The 17,372-nt window shown below is 52.8% G+C and carries 15 protein-coding genes and 1 pseudogene; 11 read left to right on the forward strand and 5 right to left on the reverse strand.

Annotation, left to right across the window (positions count from 1 at the left end):
- Positions 1-100: 100 nt before the first annotated feature.
- The gene (locus tag D1823_RS02565) at positions 101-937 is read right to left on the reverse strand and encodes an amino acid ABC transporter substrate-binding protein (RefSeq protein WP_117868479.1); all 837 of its coding nucleotides are present in this window, start codon (positions 935-937) and stop codon (positions 101-103) included.
- Between the two features lie 370 nt (positions 938-1,307).
- Here D1823_RS02565 and D1823_RS02570 point away from each other — a divergent pair, with 370 nt between their 5' ends.
- From D1823_RS02570 to D1823_RS02605, 7 genes are all read left to right on the forward strand, one after another.
- Entirely contained in the window at positions 1,308-2,180 is an 873-nt protein-coding gene (locus D1823_RS02570) for a hypothetical protein (protein ID WP_117868480.1), read from the forward strand.
- Positions 2,177-2,941 carry a hypothetical protein gene (locus D1823_RS02575; RefSeq protein WP_162896745.1) on the forward strand — a complete coding sequence of 255 codons (765 nt, stop codon included), beginning with the start codon at positions 2,177-2,179 and terminating at the stop codon, positions 2,939-2,941. The genes D1823_RS02570 and D1823_RS02575 overlap by 4 nt, the downstream gene beginning before the upstream one ends.
- Before the next feature lie 114 nt (positions 2,942-3,055).
- Positions 3,056-4,924: a DUF3604 domain-containing protein gene (locus D1823_RS02580; protein WP_117868482.1), complete on the forward strand. Its 1,869-nt coding sequence runs from the start codon at positions 3,056-3,058 to the stop codon at positions 4,922-4,924.
- Between the two features lie 582 nt (positions 4,925-5,506).
- Positions 5,507-5,884 carry a nuclear transport factor 2 family protein gene (locus tag D1823_RS02585; RefSeq protein ID WP_162896747.1) on the forward strand — a complete coding sequence of 126 codons (378 nt, stop codon included), beginning with the start codon at positions 5,507-5,509 and terminating at the stop codon, positions 5,882-5,884.
- Positions 5,885-5,972: 88 nt separating this feature from the next.
- Entirely contained in the window at positions 5,973-6,818 is an 846-nt protein-coding gene (locus D1823_RS02590) for a universal stress protein (RefSeq protein WP_117868484.1), read from the forward strand.
- 402 nt (positions 6,819-7,220) lie between these two features.
- Positions 7,221-7,604, forward strand: coding sequence for an Hsp20/alpha crystallin family protein (locus D1823_RS02600; RefSeq protein ID WP_117868486.1), 384 nt, complete (start codon positions 7,221-7,223; stop codon positions 7,602-7,604).
- A 133-nt stretch (positions 7,605-7,737) separates the two neighbouring features.
- On the forward strand, positions 7,738-9,330 hold the full coding sequence (locus D1823_RS02605) for a trypsin-like peptidase domain-containing protein (protein WP_117868487.1): 1,593 nt from the start codon (positions 7,738-7,740) through the stop codon (positions 9,328-9,330).
- On the opposite strand, the gene D1823_RS02610 is transcribed toward D1823_RS02605, so the two are convergent.
- Together D1823_RS02610 and D1823_RS02615 are read right to left on the reverse strand one after the other, a co-directional pair.
- On the reverse strand, positions 9,331-10,947 hold the full coding sequence (locus D1823_RS02610) for a hypothetical protein (protein WP_117868488.1): 1,617 nt from the start codon (positions 10,945-10,947) through the stop codon (positions 9,331-9,333).
- Positions 10,948-10,990: 43 nt separating this feature from the next.
- Positions 10,991-12,211: an APC family permease gene (locus D1823_RS02615; RefSeq protein WP_162896748.1), complete on the reverse strand. Its 1,221-nt coding sequence runs from the start codon at positions 12,209-12,211 to the stop codon at positions 10,991-10,993.
- A 759-nt stretch (positions 12,212-12,970) separates the two neighbouring features.
- On the opposite strand from D1823_RS02615, the gene D1823_RS02620 reads away from it, so the two are divergent.
- Positions 12,971-13,378: a c-type cytochrome gene (locus D1823_RS02620; RefSeq protein WP_117868490.1), complete on the forward strand. Its 408-nt coding sequence runs from the start codon at positions 12,971-12,973 to the stop codon at positions 13,376-13,378.
- A gap of 15 nt (positions 13,379-13,393) precedes the next feature.
- Here D1823_RS02620 and D1823_RS02625 read toward each other — a convergent pair whose 3' ends face one another.
- Positions 13,394-14,551 (reverse strand): cation:proton antiporter, encoded by a 1,158-nt coding sequence (locus D1823_RS02625; RefSeq protein ID WP_117868491.1) that lies wholly within the window; start codon positions 14,549-14,551, stop codon positions 13,394-13,396.
- Positions 14,552-14,749: 198 nt separating this feature from the next.
- Here D1823_RS02625 and D1823_RS02630 point away from each other — a divergent pair, with 198 nt between their 5' ends.
- The 3 genes and pseudogenes from D1823_RS02630 (at position 14,750) to D1823_RS02640 (ending at position 16,332) form a co-directional block, all read left to right on the forward strand.
- On the forward strand, positions 14,750-15,199 hold the full coding sequence (locus D1823_RS02630) for a phasin family protein (protein ID WP_117868492.1): 450 nt from the start codon (positions 14,750-14,752) through the stop codon (positions 15,197-15,199).
- A gap of 57 nt (positions 15,200-15,256) precedes the next feature.
- On the forward strand, positions 15,257-15,664 hold the full coding sequence (locus tag D1823_RS02635; RefSeq protein ID WP_117868493.1) for a universal stress protein: 408 nt from the start codon (positions 15,257-15,259) through the stop codon (positions 15,662-15,664).
- 72 nt (positions 15,665-15,736) lie between these two features.
- Positions 15,737-16,332, forward strand: a pseudogene (locus D1823_RS02640) (IS6 family transposase).
- Positions 16,333-16,548: 216 nt separating this feature from the next.
- Here D1823_RS02640 and D1823_RS02645 read toward each other — a convergent pair.
- Positions 16,549-17,331, reverse strand: coding sequence for an MOSC domain-containing protein (locus D1823_RS02645; protein ID WP_254683778.1), 783 nt, complete (start codon positions 17,329-17,331; stop codon positions 16,549-16,551).
- Between the last annotated feature and the right edge of the window lie 41 nt (positions 17,332-17,372).

Consider the following 17,372-nt stretch of genomic DNA (forward strand, 5'->3'; position numbering starts at 1 on the left):
GTCATTGGCCAATCTGGCTTGAGCCGTCAATTTGCCTACAAGCCAGCTTCAATGGCGCAGGGCGATTAACTCCCAACAATACTGATTTGCGCGGCAAGACTCAGGGATTAATGGGGGCGATAACATACAGAGCTTTTAGTGCTTCGCTCGGCTCCACCCCCGGCAAAGCGAGACGGAAAATCTCTTCCATTGTGCCCTGAGCATACATTTCTGACAGAACACTATCGACAAAGAGTCGAAAATCATCGTCGCCCCTCGCAATGGCCAATCCTTGCTTTTCTATCGTCAATATTTCCTGGGATAGTTTGAATTTACCCTTCAACCCCGCAGAAATATAGTTGACCAGCAAAATCGACTGATCTGCAAAATACGCGTCGATTTCGCCGTCTCGAAGAGCTTTGATACCGTCTGGATGTGAAGCGAAACGAACCATAGCTGCGTCGATACCAGCGGATTTAAATGAATTCTGAACAGACGCCTCTGTTGTTGTGTTGCTTCTCATGCCAATCTTCTTTCCCGCGAGGGCACCCATGGTGCCCGCGGCCTCGATTGGTAACAATACGGACGTGCCATCGACATAAATTGGTATTGAGAAATCTACAATTTCGCGCCGGGAAAGTGTTATCGTTGCTGCCCCGCAGAGCATATCCACCTCTCCGGAAGCAACTTTGTCGAAACGATCTTTCGCGTCGACTGGAATGAACTGAACATTTAGATCCTTCAATTCCAGTTTCTTCGCAATAGCCTTCGCTACTTGATCGCAAATCAGCGGTGAGAGGCCAAACGGGCGACCTTGGTTGTTAATGTAAGACAACGGAGCAGCATCCGTTCGAAAACCAAATCGGATTTCGTTGTTCTTTGTTATCCTGTCGATTGTCTGGGCAACCGCGCCGGTTGTGAATAATACCGTCACAATAAATATAGGAAGCAAGCGCATGGTTTTTCCTTATTTGGTAGCGTAACACCCTTGTGGAGGTGAAAAACACCCTGTGTCGAGAGTAAAACACATTCAGTCGCTTAGGAGTTGGTTTGCTGGTAACAAGGGCTGGCCCGGCAACAGAAGGAAAGTAAATCCTCGCAGTCGCGACAGCTAACGGAATACAACGGCACCTACTTGGGGCTTGATGCGGGCGCGGGTTCTTGCGTACCGGGCATATGTGCGAAATCTTCAAAGATACTGTTTCAACTACAGGTCGTTGCGACAACACAAAACCGCAACAGTTTCTTTTCGTGGTGTAAACTATTGACCATCGCCGTGACACAGTACGTTAGGGTTTGTATTCGACGGCTAAGTTAGGCGAAGTATAATGGGTACTGATCTACAATGGAGTTTGGCCGAACTTGGAACGCGCAATGCCGCGCCTTTTGCCTTTGTGTGCTTGTTTCTCTTCGCCTCCTGCGCAACCACAGACCCAGAACTTTTGAAGTCCGAATTGAATGCTCGACCCACTGCACAGAGTGCGTCGCCAAACGACTACGCTGGCGAAGTTCAATTTAGCATCTCCGACAATATCCCCACACGAGAAAAAAGCGTACCTTACACGCTTAACGCCGGCATCAGCAGCGTGACGTCGACGCGCCTGGGTATCCGCGGTCTCCTGGATCTGCGAGAGTTCCAAGTCCAAGCGCCCGCGCTCCTGTCGGGCACCTTAGAACAAAGTTGCTCTCTGAATGTTGACGTTAAACTCGACGACACCAACGCCAAAGGTGATCTCATCGAGCTCGTAGGCTCAGTGGACGTCGAGCTTTATCGTTGTCGGGACAAGGAATCCGAGGGTGGCAACGGGCGTGGAGCACGCCTTATCTCGACGACTATCGGAGTCGCCGCAGCGGCACGCGCCAATGTTCGAGGGCAATGCGTCCACTTTGATCTTGCTGATGTCGTGCTTCAACCCACTGGGTTTGTCGGAGGGTTGTTTAATCTCATTGGCCTCACAGAACGCGTCGAAGAGGTCGTTCTCACCAAGGGAAAGGAGTTCACCGAAGAGAATGAGATTTGTCCGAAATTGCCCTCGGAGCTTTCGTCTCTGAAACCGGTTTTCGATTCTGGCGGTACCCGTGAGATTGGTGACGGTGGTATCGGTGTTGCGTTGAGCGGCTCAATCGACACCAGTGCGGTGACGATGATGGAGCTCCTGGCGGTTATGCAATCTCGCGGTATTGTTGGGGGGGAAGGATGATGCAGCGGATCTTTCTTCTGATACTTATTTCTGCCGGGTTTCTCGGAACTGCGCTGCTGGCTGAAGAGGTTAGCTTCATAGCAACCGGGGACGTCAATCTGGGAGATCGTGAGTTCCCGGCGGATTTGGCGTTGCGACTAAAAGATGTGAACGCGACAAGGATCTCGATCGAAAGTGTCGTCGACCTACGCCGGGCACAAGAAATACTTGTGGAGGAACTCAAAGGAGCCCCGATTGTAGACGTCTGCAACGCACTGATCGGTGTGACCGAAGCAACAGTTCGTACCGACGATACAGTGCTTTCGCTAAGCGGGAGGATCGAAGCAAAGCTCTTCCGATGCGAAAGCCGTAACGGCGGAAAATCTATACGCGGTAAGAAACTCTTCGCTGGTGGTTTAACGATGGGTGCTTCCGCTTCGGCAGAATTCAGAGATGACTGCCTTTATTTCCGTCTTAATGACCTGAGACTTGCTCCAGATCAACTCGCCGATACGACCGATGCAAAGGGCAATGTCGAAAAGGTTCGGCAGGTATTCTTCGAGACCGCGAACGCAATACTAAGAAGAAACCCGGTATGCCCAGAACTTCCTCCCGAACTTGTCTCTCTCTCGCCAGCTTACGACGCCGGTGGCACACTGGAGTTAGGGGAAGGTGGTGTAGGACTGTTCTTCCGAGGTTCAATCGAAACGAGTACTGAGGCGATTATTGACATCCTTCAGGTGCTCCAGTCGAAGAAAGTGCTTCCACCTCCGCCCCGCTGAACCTAGCCAACGGCTTAGTGCGGCAGATAGAACTAAAACATTTCGAAGAAAAAGAGCGAGTCGTAGAAATATGCATGTAACGTAGTATCCAGCGTGCAATAGATGAGGTTGAAAATGTTCCGTTTTGCATCTGTTCTTACCATATTGCTTGCTTTTTGCGCGCATGCCGAGGACATACCGAGCACTCAACCCGGCGACAGGCAGTATTCACCTTATCCACGGCAGAGCTTCCCCAATCAGGTCTTTTTTGGCGACACTCATTTGCATACGTCCTACTCTGCAGATGCCGGTATGATCGGCAATGTGCTAGGCCCTGATGAAGCGTACCGCTTTGCCAAGGGCGAGGTGGTGATATCCAGCACCGGTGTCGAAGCTAGGCTGCGCAGACCATTGGACTTTTTGGTGGTTGCCGATCATGCTGAGAACTTGGGTCTCGCGCCGCTGTTGGCAGCGAAAGACGCCACGCTTCTCACGACTGAATTTGGGCAACAACTTAATGCTGCCGTTGAGGCTGGTGATCCCGCTGGTGCATGGTCGATTTGGAGTGCCGCCAAATCGTCTGGTACAGACCCTTTGGCGGACTATCAGGAAATTTATGAGACCGCCTGGAGCAGTGTCACAGCTGCGGCTGAAACACACAATCAACCGGGGTTGTTTTCCGCGTTAATCGGGTTTGAATGGACGTCAAATCCACAGAGAAACAATCTGCATCGGAACGTAATATTCAATGGCGGGAAAGAGGGCGCCGACAAAATCATCCCGTTCTCAAATTTTGATAGCTTTGATCCTGAAGACCTTTGGGTGTGGATGGAACAAGCCGAAAAGACAACCGGCCAAAAGCTACTAGCCATCCCGCACAATGGTAACTTGTCGAACGGATTGATGTTCGATGAAGCCCGTTTGTCGGGGGAACCGTTCGATGTTGAGTACTTTGATCAGCGTGCCAAGTGGGAGCCTATCTATGAGATCACGCAAATGAAAGGTGACGGCGAAACACACCCGATGCTATCGCCAGATGACGAATTTGCTGACTTCGAGACATGGGACAAAGGGCAGCTTGGGCCTGAGCCCAAGACACCTGAAATGCTCCCACGAGAATATGCGCGCGCCGCCTTGCGCAGAGGACTGGGATACGAGGCGGAAACGGGAACAAACCCATTTAAGTTCGGCGTAATTGGCTCGACAGATGCGCACACGTCGCTTTCTACTGTTGGCGAGGACAATTTCTTCGGAAAAGTGGCTGCCGTTGAACCCACTGCGGACCCGATCCGATTCGAAGAAGTCGTGGGCGGCATCGGTGGGGACGAGAAGGTTGCCCAATATGCATGGCAAACTTCGGCGTCGGGAATGGCGGCAGTTTGGGCAAGAGAAAACACACGCGAGGCCATTTGGGACGCTCTTGCTCGGAAAGAAGTCTACGCAACCACAGGTCCGCGCATGCGCGTTCGCGTTTTTGCCGGATACGATTTTGAAGAAACGGACCTGCCACGTGCAGATTTTGCCGCGTATGGATATGAAAGAGGCGTTCCGATGGGGGCAGATTTGCAAGCAGACAATAACGGTCGTTCTCCACGGTTCCTCGTCCGTGCGCTGCGTGACCCCGATGGAGCCAACCTAGACCGCATTCAAATCGTCAAAGGGTGGTTAAATAGTGACGGGACAACTTCGGAACGTGTTTACGATATATCTTGCGGCGAGCGAGAACTAGTGAACGCGAAGTGTGGCGGGCCGGTTGGCGATACGGTTGACGTTGAGAGTGCTACTTGGACAAACGATATTGGTCAGGCAATTCTAGCAGGGTATTGGGAAGACCCGGATTACGATCCGGAACAAAGCTCTTTCTACTATGCCAGAGTGTTGGCAATACCAACGCCACGTTGGACAACATACGATGCAATTGTGTTCGGATCGGAGATCCCTGACGAAGCCCCGCGGTCGATACAAGAGAGGGCATACACATCGCCAATTTGGCACACACCTTAGGGACGATTGTAATAAGGCTGAAACCAGAATTTATTGGTCCGCTTTGGGCTCGAACCAGACCTTCGATGCGGCTGACGCAAATGGCCGCTTTGGGCCGTCCTCATCGAGGCGGTCCGGGCCTAGTTGCAAGATGCTGCGGATGCTCCGATGGCGGCTGCGAGCCTAAAGGGTCATGGGCAACGCCACAAAAGTCCGCGGAAATGTGCATTTTTGCGGTATTCCCAGAAATGTGTTGTGATGCTCTTTCCCAAAGTTGAATATGACCTCCTATTCAGAGGTGTTATACTTGGAACGCAAACTCGCCGCCAGGCGAAGGGCAGAAAAGTCCGCAACCCGGACGCCGGTCCTGATAAAACTAACGTCCGGTTCCAGCAAAAGCGGTTAGTGGGAGGTCACGCGCGCTTAAGCACCTCGCGAAGAATGAGTTTGAATGTCCGGTTCGGGCTGGCGACCGGTCTCTGATGCACGTGAAACGAACGGTTGCTGAGAGTCCAGCGAGAATCCATCAATATGCTTATTGATCCTTGTCAAGATTTGAGCGGGCAAGAAGTGGTACAGTCAATGGTAAATATGGGGGGATTCATGGAAGAGTTGATTGAAATCGGTAGGTCCTTCGTTCAGGCCATGCGTGAGCGCAGGGGCCTTGGAAGTGTTGATGAAATGTATGCCGAAAACGCACAGTCGATAGAGGCTGTCGTGCCTCCAGTTCGACAATTCCGCGTTTCAAAGGGGCGAGAAGCCATCAAGGGAAAAAGAGAGGATTGGTTGGCGTCGCATGAAATCCAAGAACTAGAAGTGGATGGCCCCTACGTCCACCCACCCAACCGCTTTGGAGTCCGCTTCAGAGCTGAAGTGATTCAGAAGGCTACGGGTGAGCGTATGACCCTGCGCGAGATCGCAGTGTATTCGGTGGCGGAAGGCAAGATTGTGCTGGAAGAGTTCTTCATGCTGCCGAACTAAGAAGAGCGAGCAACAACATTGTCTCTTCGTTGGTTAAACCCGTGCGCGCGACTCTTGGGCGAATTGAAATCCCGGAAGGAGGTCGGGAATGCAACACAGAACAGTGGCCTATTATGTAGGAGTTGATACTGACGACGCGTCGATTTTGGAATGCGCTGAAACTGCCCGTAACCAGAACAGTCACTTGAATTGCGTGTTGATCGCGGACTTGCCCAACCTGCCTTACCTAAAGTATGGATCAAACAGGTTCGTTGAGACGGGTCTTCCTTCAAACTGGTTGGATGTTCTTTACGGAAAAAATGCCGCCTTGAAGTCCCGCGCCACAGAAGTTGAAGCGCTTTTGGTCGGGCAGGGCGTATCTGCAAATGTAAATGCCTTTATGGGATCTGGAACAGAGTTACAGCATCTTGTGGCAGGCGAAGCCAATAGTTCAGATATCGCCTTTCTAGACGCTGAATTGCGAAAGGACCCCGATCTATTCCATAAGATCGCGTACGGAGTATTGTTTCATTCACCGGTCGCCCTGATGGTCAATGGAGATCCGTTTGCCCAACGCGACTGCATTTTTTTAGCATGGAATGATAGCCTGCCTGCGTCTAGGGCTGCGCATTTAGCTTTACCCATTCTTCTGGCGGCCAACGAAGTTGTGATTGGGTGTTTTGATTTGCCGACGCCTGATGACGTAGAAGGTCAAGTGCCCGGAACTGACCTAGCTGGATGGCTCAGCCATCACGGTTGCACCGTGACCGTCTCGCAGTTCCCGCGCGGCGGGAATTCAATAGAACATTGCATTCAGGAACGCGCACGAGAATTGGGGGCCGACCTCGTTATTATGGGCGCTTACGGGCATTCCCATTTGCGTCAGTCGGTATTTGGGGGAACGACGCAAGCAATGTTGGAGCAGACAAGGTTGCCAGTGCTTTTCGGACACTGATGAAGTGAACGGGCGACTGTGACTTTCTGGGAGCCATAGCTATTAGAGTTCATCGGGTAATACGGGAGCAGCCAGTTGTTTTTGGGGGCTCGCTTGAGATTGATGCCGGTTTTCCCGACCGTTTCCGCTTAGGAAATCTATCACAATTGACGTCAGCTCGTCCTAGTCTGTAAGTTCCCGTGCACCATCTCGTGGGTCGAAATTTTGACCGAGCAAGACGACGTGTTTTAGAATCTCCCTCTCAAAGTATCCGTAGTTTTCGGGCCTCACCTCGCCTGCGATCAACGCTGTCGCATTTGGTTCAAAACCTGTTCGCATAAGCATTTCATTGAGATAGTCGCACGCTTCTTCTCGACCTGACGCGAAAGCAGCTTTTAGGCCGATGGAATCGATGTCCAAGAAATGGATTCTGCGATTGTCCTGACGGCTGAATTGCCTGGGCTCGAAGAGGATGATGTGGAAATTGAAATCAAGGATCGCAGGCTAATCCTGCGCGGTCAGAAGAATATTGCGCATGATGATACGGGCGATCTGCGTGTCAGCGAAAGAAGCTATGGGAGCTCTTCCAGAGCCATGCCGCTGCCAGACGCAGTGGAAATCGATAAGATTTCAGCAACATTCGACAAAGGCGTTCTGCATATCGAAATGCCGAAGACTGAGCCACACGATCCAAGCCGAAAGATCAAGGTATCGTCGAAAAAGACGGTCTGTTGGCGCGATACGGTGCTTGAAAATGCTAAAGCAGAGGGTCGATCATGGATCGGCCTTCTTCGAGCTGCGGACTGATAGTTTTCTTTGGTTAAATCCGAGGGCAATTCTTAAGTTATTGTATATATTTGTTTTTTAACACTCGCGACAACCATGGGTTTGGTGAAGCAGCGTGGTAGAATGCTCTCACGTGTTTGGATAGGGGACCACAATGCGAAAACCAGAAGAGAGCGGCATGACACCCTCAGGGAATGGTGGTGAAGGTGAGGTACGGGCCTTTCTGGAGAGCCTGACAGGTCCATCGCGCGGAAACGTGAACTGGCTTTTCGATAAAACCCTAACTGTTTCAGTTGACGGTGGAAGGGTGCTAAGCCTTCGACCTAGGGATGACCTGCCTCCCCATGATAACGATATTGCCACCCTACATTGGGCTGACGAAGGTTACACGATAACCGCGTCAGCAGGGCGCAATGTATGGGTAAACGGGCAAAATGCCTCATCGGCGTCTCTGAGGCATGGCGACATGATCGAGTTCGGCGCAAAGGGCCCAATGTCTCGATACAGATTGTGCGACCACTCATTTCCCGCACATCACACAGTCGAAGATATCCTCAGTGACGCATATGCTTACACCCGAACGAGCCGTCGACCTTTCGCTAAAAAGATGTCTGGTGCCCTGCGCGATAGCGGGCGGCGTCTTGCGTCTCAAACCACGGTACTGTTCAGGATCACGGTTCTTGCCACGCTTTTTGTGATCGCGGGGTTTGGGTACCTGCTTTATCAAAACGACCAGCGCTTGGCGGATAGTATCGAACAGGAGTCCCGCAAGATCGAAGCGGTCGCGTTTCTGCTCGCCCAGACGAGAGAAGATGCACTTACGCCTGATGACTTGGCTTCGTTGCGTGACGCTTTTGAGAACCAGGTTTTGTCGACCGAGCAGCGTCTTGGAACCTTGGAGCAACGGGCAGGGGCTCCCACGCGGGTGATCGCTGCCTCCACTCGATCCGTCGCTTTCCTTCAGGGGGCTTATGGGTTGCGCCACGTGGAAAGCGGGAAGATTTTGCGGCACGTGCTGGGGCCGAAGGAAGAAAACCTGAAAACCCCGTTTGGCCAGCCTTGGATCGAACCGGACGGGACCGGCGAACCTGCGGAATTTCAGTTCACCGGAACCGGGTTTCTGATTGAAGGGGGCTCATTGATGGTCACTAACCGTCATGTTGCGTTGCCTTGGACCTCAGGGGATCGAGAGAAGGCGTTGAACGACGCTGGTCTCGAGCCTGAAATGTTGAGGCTGCTGGCCTATTTGCCTGATCAGACCGAACCAATAGAGGCGCGTTTGGTCAGGTTCAGTGACGTGGCAGACTTGGCGATTTTGGCAGTTGAGCCAAGCCGCGTTCAGGGCCTCGGAATTCCGTTGGCGGATGCCGCATCGCGCGTCGGCGAAGAGCTTTACCTGTTGGGATATCCAACGGGTTTGAAAGCTTTGATCGCGCAGGCTGGGCCAGGCTTTTTAGAGGAATTGGAAGCAGAAGGAACGTTGAACTTCTGGTCGATAGCGTCCCGGCTTTCTACACAAAGCAAGATACACCCGTTGGCAAGCAGAGGGATCGTTGCGCGGATAAGTGGGAGCGCCATCGTTTATGATGCCGAGACCACGACCGGTGGGAGCGGGGGCCCTGCATTGAATCGGCGGGGTGAAGTCGTTGCCATCAATGCTGCGATCCTGCCCGAGTTCGGAGGCTCAAACATCGGCGTCCCGGTCTCACATCTCAGAGCTCTGCTAGGAGAGGTAGAAAGCCAGTGATCATTCGCTCGTTCGGAAGCGTGAGTTTTGAACAAAGAACACTGTGGCCAGTGGAACGATCACTGAGATTAGGGCCACGGAGATCAGCAAGTACCCAAGCTGACTGTAGTCTGCAGTCGACGTGACCTCACCGGTCTCAGGGTTGGTGACAGCGCGCGTGATTACGTACGTCTGGTTGAGGTACTTGGTGCTGAGGCTGCTGGCCGACAATGCCATGTTTGTGAACGATGCCACTACCGCAAAAAAGGTCGCTTTCAACTGAACGGGTGCATTGCGGGCGATCCAAGCCAACATGGGGACCATGGCAATCTGCCCAAGCGGCGATTCAACGGCTGTATCAAGAATGGCAATGAACCTTGCGTCGACAACTCCGCCGGTACGCGCGGCTGTCCATTCATGCACGCCGTAGTAGAGGGCAAGGTTGGGCAGGGCTAGAACGCCCGCAGCGATTGTCAGCAATACGACCACATGCGCAATCGAACGATTGGCCATAAACGGTCGGAGAACAATCAACCCCAGCAACGCCAGTAGCGAAGTCAACAAAGCCAGGATTGCCAGGAACTGTTCATCGAACCCCAATTCATCGATTTCAAACCAAGTCAGGCCTGGTCCCGGCAGAGGAACGGCACGGAATACAAAAATGATTGTCGCTGTCCCGATCAAGGCTTTGGCTTGGGCTGGTTCCAGCTCTTTCAGTAGACGCGACATTAGGTACAGGATCACAGTCAGGGAAACCGCAAAAACAATCTCTTGCGCAAATTCGAAATCTGCGGTCCCCAGCACGATGCTAAGCACAACGAATGCGAGACCGCCGAGCAATATGGACCATTTGACTTCCGTGACTTCACCCGGTGTGTGGGGCGGGTGACCTCGCTTGGCAAGTTGACGCTGGATCAAGCTGTGAAGAACGACTCCGCTGACCGACAACAAGGGTATGGCCAGTGCTATCAGGTACACTTGGCCATAAAGCGCAAGGCGTTCGGGTTTTTGCAGTTCTTCGGTTCCAGAGAATATCCAGATGTTTACAGCCGCAACCGCCGCAAACCCGGAAATGATCGAGACTCTGCCCAAGGTTTGCATTGTTGTGTGCTGTGCACGGGCTTCTTCAGGCGTAAAGGGTAGGCCGTGCTGGTCAACCTTTGGGACCGCCTCAACGGTCATGGCGTCAGCAACTACGTCCTGAATGGCATAGCCCGAAGGCGCCAACAGCAACGCGACGACATACCACTCTTCCAGTGGCATAGTGGATGCCATTTGCGCAGGCGCGGTCACAAGCCCATACATTAAGAGCAGAGACAACGTAATCAGGGATGCGCCGAACACGATCAGCAGGGACTTCCAGCGCCAGAACAGGTCCACGACATGGCCAAGCGGCATTTTGAGTATCCAAGGGATACCGGCCCAAAATGCGAGCCCTGCAACGAAAGAGGCGGATAAATCCAGATAGTCTTTTAGGAAAAAAGCGCCAACGACTGAGGTCAGCCCGGACACGCCGGCCGCAAAATAGACCATCAATGGCGGCAGATAGGACCATTGCAGCTGCTGAACCAGATCCACAAACGTTCTATGCCACCAGGCCGAAAGTTTTGATCCTATGGAAGTTTGGTCAGTCGTCATATGCCATGGCAGCTCGTTGAGGCCTTTGGGTTGTTTCGTCTAGTTAGAGAAATCCAGATCCGAAAAGCAATGCACTGGTGATCACCCCAAGGATCGGTACCACAATAGGAACGCGGAAATGCTTGGCGGCCTCGTCCGGCTGCATCTTCAGCTGGATCAGCGAAATGTTAACGAGCACAAAGACGCCCAGAACGATCTGGGATGTGCGCTCTGCCAGAGTCCCAATCGGCACAGTTTGGGTCAGCAGAACGATGATTGCCACGACCAACAAAGTAGCAACAACGGGTGTCTGCGTTGCTTTAGGCACTATCGCCAGAACCTTCGGCAAATGGTCACGGTCTGCTAGTCCGTAGATCACCCGCGAGGCCATGATCATCTGGATAAGTACTCCATTGACTGTCGCCAAAATCGCGACTGCGGAAAAGCCCTGTTTAATCACCTCGGGGGCGTTTGAAAACACAAGCGCGAGGGGTGCTGCGGACGTCGAAAGAACATCGATCGGAACAACAAGTAGAACCGTCATTGAGGTTCCAAGATACAACACGGTTGCCAGAACGAGTGTTAGCATAATCGCTTTTGGGATGGTGCGCACGGGGTCTTTAACCTCTTCCGCGACATTGGCCATGTCCTCGAAGCCAACAAATGCAAAGAAGGCGAGGAGTGATGCCGCGAAAATGCCTCTCCACGCGTCGAGTTCAAGCGGGGGAAGCATTGAACTGATCCCGTATCCCTGCGGATCTTGAATCGACATACCCCAGCCAATCACAAAGAGAAGGCCTGCGATCTCGATGATTGTAATGACAGCCGCAACGAAGACCGACTCAGTGATCCCCCAAAGCGCGATTAGACCCATAATCAAAACGACGCTGATGGTCAAAACAGGGATCGCAAATCCGGTTAAAGCGTGCAGGTATGACGCTGCGCCAATTGCAACAGCAGAGGCCGAGATAATCCCCGAAGCTGCGACCGCGAGCCCGACGAAAACCGCCATCCATCTCTTCTGAAATCCCGCCTCAACATAGGCGGCTTCACCTGCGCTGACAGGAAATTGTGTTGCGAGTTCTGCATACGAAAGCGCGGTGAGTGATACGACAAGCGCGGCTACAACGAACGAAAACGCCGCAAACGGTCCGGCAATGTCTGCTGTTGCGCCGACTAAAACGTAAATGCCCGCTCCGACCGTTACCCCAAGGCCATAAAGCGTGAGCAACGGGGTAGTAAGGGCTCGTCTGAGTTTCTGTTCGTTTGGATCAACAGAGTTCATAAGCGATTTCCACCAACTGCCCATTCAGAACGTCGTCGGTGGCGTCCTTCTCGGTTTTGTCCGCGATTGGCGGAGCGGCTCAATCCGATGGTCAAAGCTCCACCGAACGCCTTGTGTCTCAACGTCTGGGCGCATTGTGCGCCAATAAACTAACTGGGGGCTCGCCACCACTTCTGCCGAGCCCCCGGTGGGTGGAACTTCCACTCCTTAAGAATTCCGTTCACCTTTGTGTTTGCTTGGGGACAGACCGGTGAACGTAGAACACGCTAAAACATTCGTATTTCACTATGTGATTCCTGTTGGTGCTTTGATCTATGTCAATCAACTCGCGGTCGCCGGTCTGCGAGGCTGAATCCCAACCAACTGTCGTTTGCCTTCGGACTCAAAGGCAAAGCAAACATGTGAGGCGGTTTGAGATTTAGGGTAGAATGCTATTCTGAATGCTCTGGAACCTGTTACCAACCTTGGGCTCGACTGGATGCTCTCAGATGGTAGCATCGCGTGTCGCATCACCTCTGGCGAATTCGTTGGCATTTGAACGCACTGGAAGGACTGCCGCCAGGGCGCAAGGGGGGTGAGGTCAATGACGAAGTGGCGTAGTTGGAGGCCTCCTGGATTGGACTTGGCGCGCGCTCAAGCGCCATTCGACCGAAAAACCAATCTTCGTGCTGAAGCGTGCAACATGAGCAAGGTCAAAGAAGTTTCTTAAGGATGCGGTTTAAATAGATCTGCATCCGGGGCAGTAAATTGGAGGAGCATATGCAGATTGTTAGCGGGATTTTACTGGCACTGTTCGTCACGGGACCCGTTCTGGCGCAGGACGTCAGCGTCGATGAGGGACGTGATTTGTATCGGACGTATTGCTGGCAATGTCACGGTTTCGAAGCGACCGGAGACGGGCCAATGGCGGAAATGCTGGCTATTCGAACGTCCGACCTCACCAAGTTGGCGGGCCAAAACGACGGTGTGTATCCAATAGATCGCATAGCTGAACAGATTGATGGTCGTTCACAATTGCTCGCCCATGGTGGCGAAATGCCAATCTTTGGCGCGGTGTTTGAGACAGACCAACAAATCGCGGTGGCTTTGCCCAATGGGCAACGGATAATGGTAGGCCTGCCGTTGGCGAATTTGCTCGCCTTTTTGGAATCGATCCAGACTGACTAGTCACAGGCCGATTTACTAATCCGTATCAGCCGTGCGTCTGATTGACATGAGAGTCAGTGGCGGCCCCAACACTTCGAAGGCCACAGTGCTGGCTAGAGTAAAGGCCATGATGGACGCGGCCCAATTCGGAAATTGCTCTCCGGCAACGAGTGCCATTCCTACCGCGACACCAGCTTGTGGCAACAAAGCGGGACCGTACCAGTGGGTCTGACGGCGAGGCAGGCCGCCCAGTCTCGCTCCGCAATAACCCCCGACAAGGCGGGCAACGGCGCGCAAGATCAGGAAAAGAGCACCAGCCCAGCCCATCAAGCCGAAGGCTTCGATATCCAATGTGGCGCCAGCCAACAGGAAGAACAGGATCATGAATGGCCACTGAATGTGCTCGATCTCATGAAAAGCACGGTTGTGATGGCGGGCAAGATTCCCGATAACTGCGCCCGCAACCATGCCTGCTACCAAGAATGAAACCTCCAGCCAAAGCGCGAGGCCCGCTGTAAGAAAGACTATGCCCACTGCTTCTGCCTGCATTGGCTCTCCCGGGTTTAAGCGGCCGGTCAGGTAAGCGGATGGCGTGCCTAGAGCGAAACCCAACAGTATCGCCCCTCCGAAGTCCCACATCGCTGTGGTCGTGACGGTGGCCCAACCGTCCGAATGACCGGCCAGAACCAAGGCGATGCTGAAAACGATCAGACCCCAAGCGTCATCTATTGCGACTACGCCTTTTAATGTCTCAGTGAAGCTGCTGGACACCCCGGATTGTTTGATCACGTCTGTCATAGCGGCCGGAGCTGTAGCCGTGGCAATTGCCGCCAGCACCAACGCCAACCCGAACGGTACGCCAATCGCGGCCAGTCCAGCAGACACAATAACAAGGGTTGCAACCACGATTGAAATCGAAATCGTCAGAATGGCTCGACCATGCCGAACCAGGTTCTCGCGGGTCAAAGATCCTCCAAGAAGGAACGCGACCATCGTCAAGGCCACAATGGATATCTCGTCGAACCACATTGCAAAGTCGATGGGGATTAACCCCATTCCAGCGTTCCCTGCGATCAGACCGAGGAAGAGTAAGGTTGTAACACGAGGAAGATGCGTGGCCCGGCCAAGTTGGTCGGCCGCCAATCCGGCAAGGAAGAGGACACCAAGGGTAATCAGAAAGCCGGCAATGTGCATAGAAAACCAAGCGTTAAGTTCTTGTCTAAACTACTCTAACCCCAACCCTGCCTGCTAGGAACCGATGACGGAAAGAATGCGAGTGTCCCGTCGCAGCTTAGGCCAAAGATACCTAAAAAGGGATATTGATCTGTATTAAGGCGAAAGCGCGCCGCACTTGGCACAATAACTCATTCAGAAAATGAGGAAGAGCTTTCGATGCCGACAACGAAATCTAACACAAATAGCCCGACCTCACTTTTGGATGCTTTCAAGCAAATGCAGCCGCCCATGTCCGGCAATCCGGCCTTCGGTGCCCAGATCGAACAATTTTGGGATGCACAAGAAAAACTGCTCGAAGAAACAGAGGCCTTTGCGCAGCATTGGTTCGAAGGGCGTCATGAGGCAGTCCGAACGGCTCTAAAAGCTGCACGCAATGTGTCTTCCGCGAACCCGTCCGATCCATTGAAAGCCCTTCAGAGCATGGCGGAATGGCAGCGCCATTCGGCTGAGCGGTTGGTTGCTGACGCGCAGGAGTGGTTCGAAACCGTGTCCCGTTGTTCATCTTATGTCGCTAAAACCGAAGCTGAAGCTGTTAAGAAAACAGTTGATGATGTTGTAGCCGCTACAAAGAGCGCGGGGAAATCTTCAAAGTCTGAGCCTGTGTAGGTTTCCTGCTGCCGAGTAACCAAATTGAAGTCATCGGAGCAGTAGATAGGAGGTCAAATGTACAAGAATATCCTGATCCCGGTTGCTCTGGACCAAGAACACGACACACAAGCGTCGTTTGAGACGGCGCGCCAATTGGCTGATACGGACGCTGTTTTCACCGTTGTACACGTCCAAGAGCCCATTCCGGCATATGTATGGTCTCAGATTCCAAGCGAAGTGCTTGCACATACGCGGCATGAGATATTGGAAAACCTGCATCAGACTGCCTCTGAAATTCCAGGCGCGAAGGTACAGCTCATCTCCGGGCATGCGGGTAGGGCTATTGTCGACTTCGCAAATCAGATCGACGTTGATTGCATAGTCTTGGCTTCGCACAAGCCGGGATTCGAGGATATTTTTCTAGGTTCCACTGCGAACAGAGTTGTGCATCATGCCAGTTGTTCGGTTCACGTAATTCGGTGATCCAAAGATAGCGATGGTCTTGTCAGAAGAGCTTTGCTTGAGCGGGGCAGGGCGGTTGCGTAGCGTTTAGGGATGACCAAACCCGCCTCTTTCAAATACTTCAAAACCAGTCCCGAGGTCATCCGCCTTGCGGTGATGCTGTACATCCGTTTCCCGCTCTCGCTTCGGAATGTCGAAGATCTGTTGCACGAGCGAGGCATCGACGTGAGCCACGAAACTGTACGATATTGGTGAAACAGGTTTGGCCCGATGTTTCTGCTGAGATAAGGCGGAAGCGTGTTCAGCAGCTGCGCTCGTTCTCCAAATGGCAGTGGCACGTTGACGAGGTTTTCGTGAAGGTAAATGGTAAGCGGCATTATCTTTGGCGGGCTGTTGATCACGAAGGTGAGGTGCTGGAAGCCGTAGTCACCAAACGCCGAAACAATCAGACCGCGTTGAAATTCCTCAGGAAATTGATGAAACGACATGGTAAATCGGAAAACGTCGTCACGGATCGCTTCGCCTCATACAGAGCCGCGCTCAGAGAGCTGGGCGCGATCGAAATACAACAGACAGGAAGGTGGCTCAACAACCACTTCAACCAGGAAAGATCGCTGACCAGCCGAGAAACCTTCAAGTTGAAACGCAGCGCCGCTCTTGCCGAGTGGCGCGAACTTGGCGCTGGATAAAGGACAGCGTCACTGGCCTAATAGAGACTGGTTCGAATTCGTCTGACAGCACCGTCACTCATACCCATCTCACGTTTCTTCCGTTTCCTGATCCGGATTCATGACGTAATTCCAGCCGGTTACGCGGCCTATTCTCGTGCAGAGATTATTCTGATCGCGCTCAGTGAATACTGTTAAAGCCCTGGTCCCTTGTGAGTGTCTGATCAATTGGGCCGCTCATTTCTGCAAGCGTTTCCCATTTTGGCCCACAGAAAGGGTGCCGCCATCCAGCACCTCAACGTAAACACCCATATCCATATGGCCCAGGTGCTTTCGAAGTATGAACGGGATTTTCAAGTCTCGTTGGGCCGTCTCAGGATTCACTTCGGTAGCGGCGCATCTCTTCGTCCGCGAAAGTATTCGCAGCCTGACATTGCCGAAAACAAAGGTGGAACCGACAGCGTCCAGCTCAGAAAACGGAGGTAATCCATCAATTTCAATATTCGCCCGAAATCTGGCCGGGTGGATGTCTGTGCCCAGCTTTCTGCTTAACGCATCAACAGAGCTTAAATTGAGAACCGATATCGCATTCATCATCTTCGGTGAAACGACTGAAACATCAGTGAAACGATGTGGGTGCGAAGACACGAATCTTGGCGGTTCAGGATCCTGTAGGCCCAGCGTATCGTAAAGGAGTCTGGCGGCGTCTGTTTCTCCCTGGGGTTCACTCATGTTGAAGTAGTGGGTGCTGCCGTCCACATCAATTTCCAACTGCCGAGTTGCGGCGTCGAAACGTGACTTGAGGCCGGCTAGTCCGGCTTCTTTCAGCAACACAACAAAGCGGTCTTTGGGAAGTGGCTTGGGGGCAGTTGGATCAAAGCCGGAATTGTAGCGAGCAAAGCCGAAAAGGCGGTCACCAGGAATACCCTCGCCAGCGCTCAGAAGTACTGTGTTCAGTGGCTCCGGACTCAGACCCTTGATGGGGTATCGACTTATTCTGACAATGGTGAGTCCGTTCATGCGTTGGTTTCCGGTCCGTCGTGAACAGTCGAATGTGGCTT

Origin of the sequence: Ruegeria sp. AD91A (genome assembly GCF_003443535.1) — a bacterium.
Taxonomy (GTDB): domain Bacteria; phylum Pseudomonadota; class Alphaproteobacteria; order Rhodobacterales; family Rhodobacteraceae; genus Ruegeria.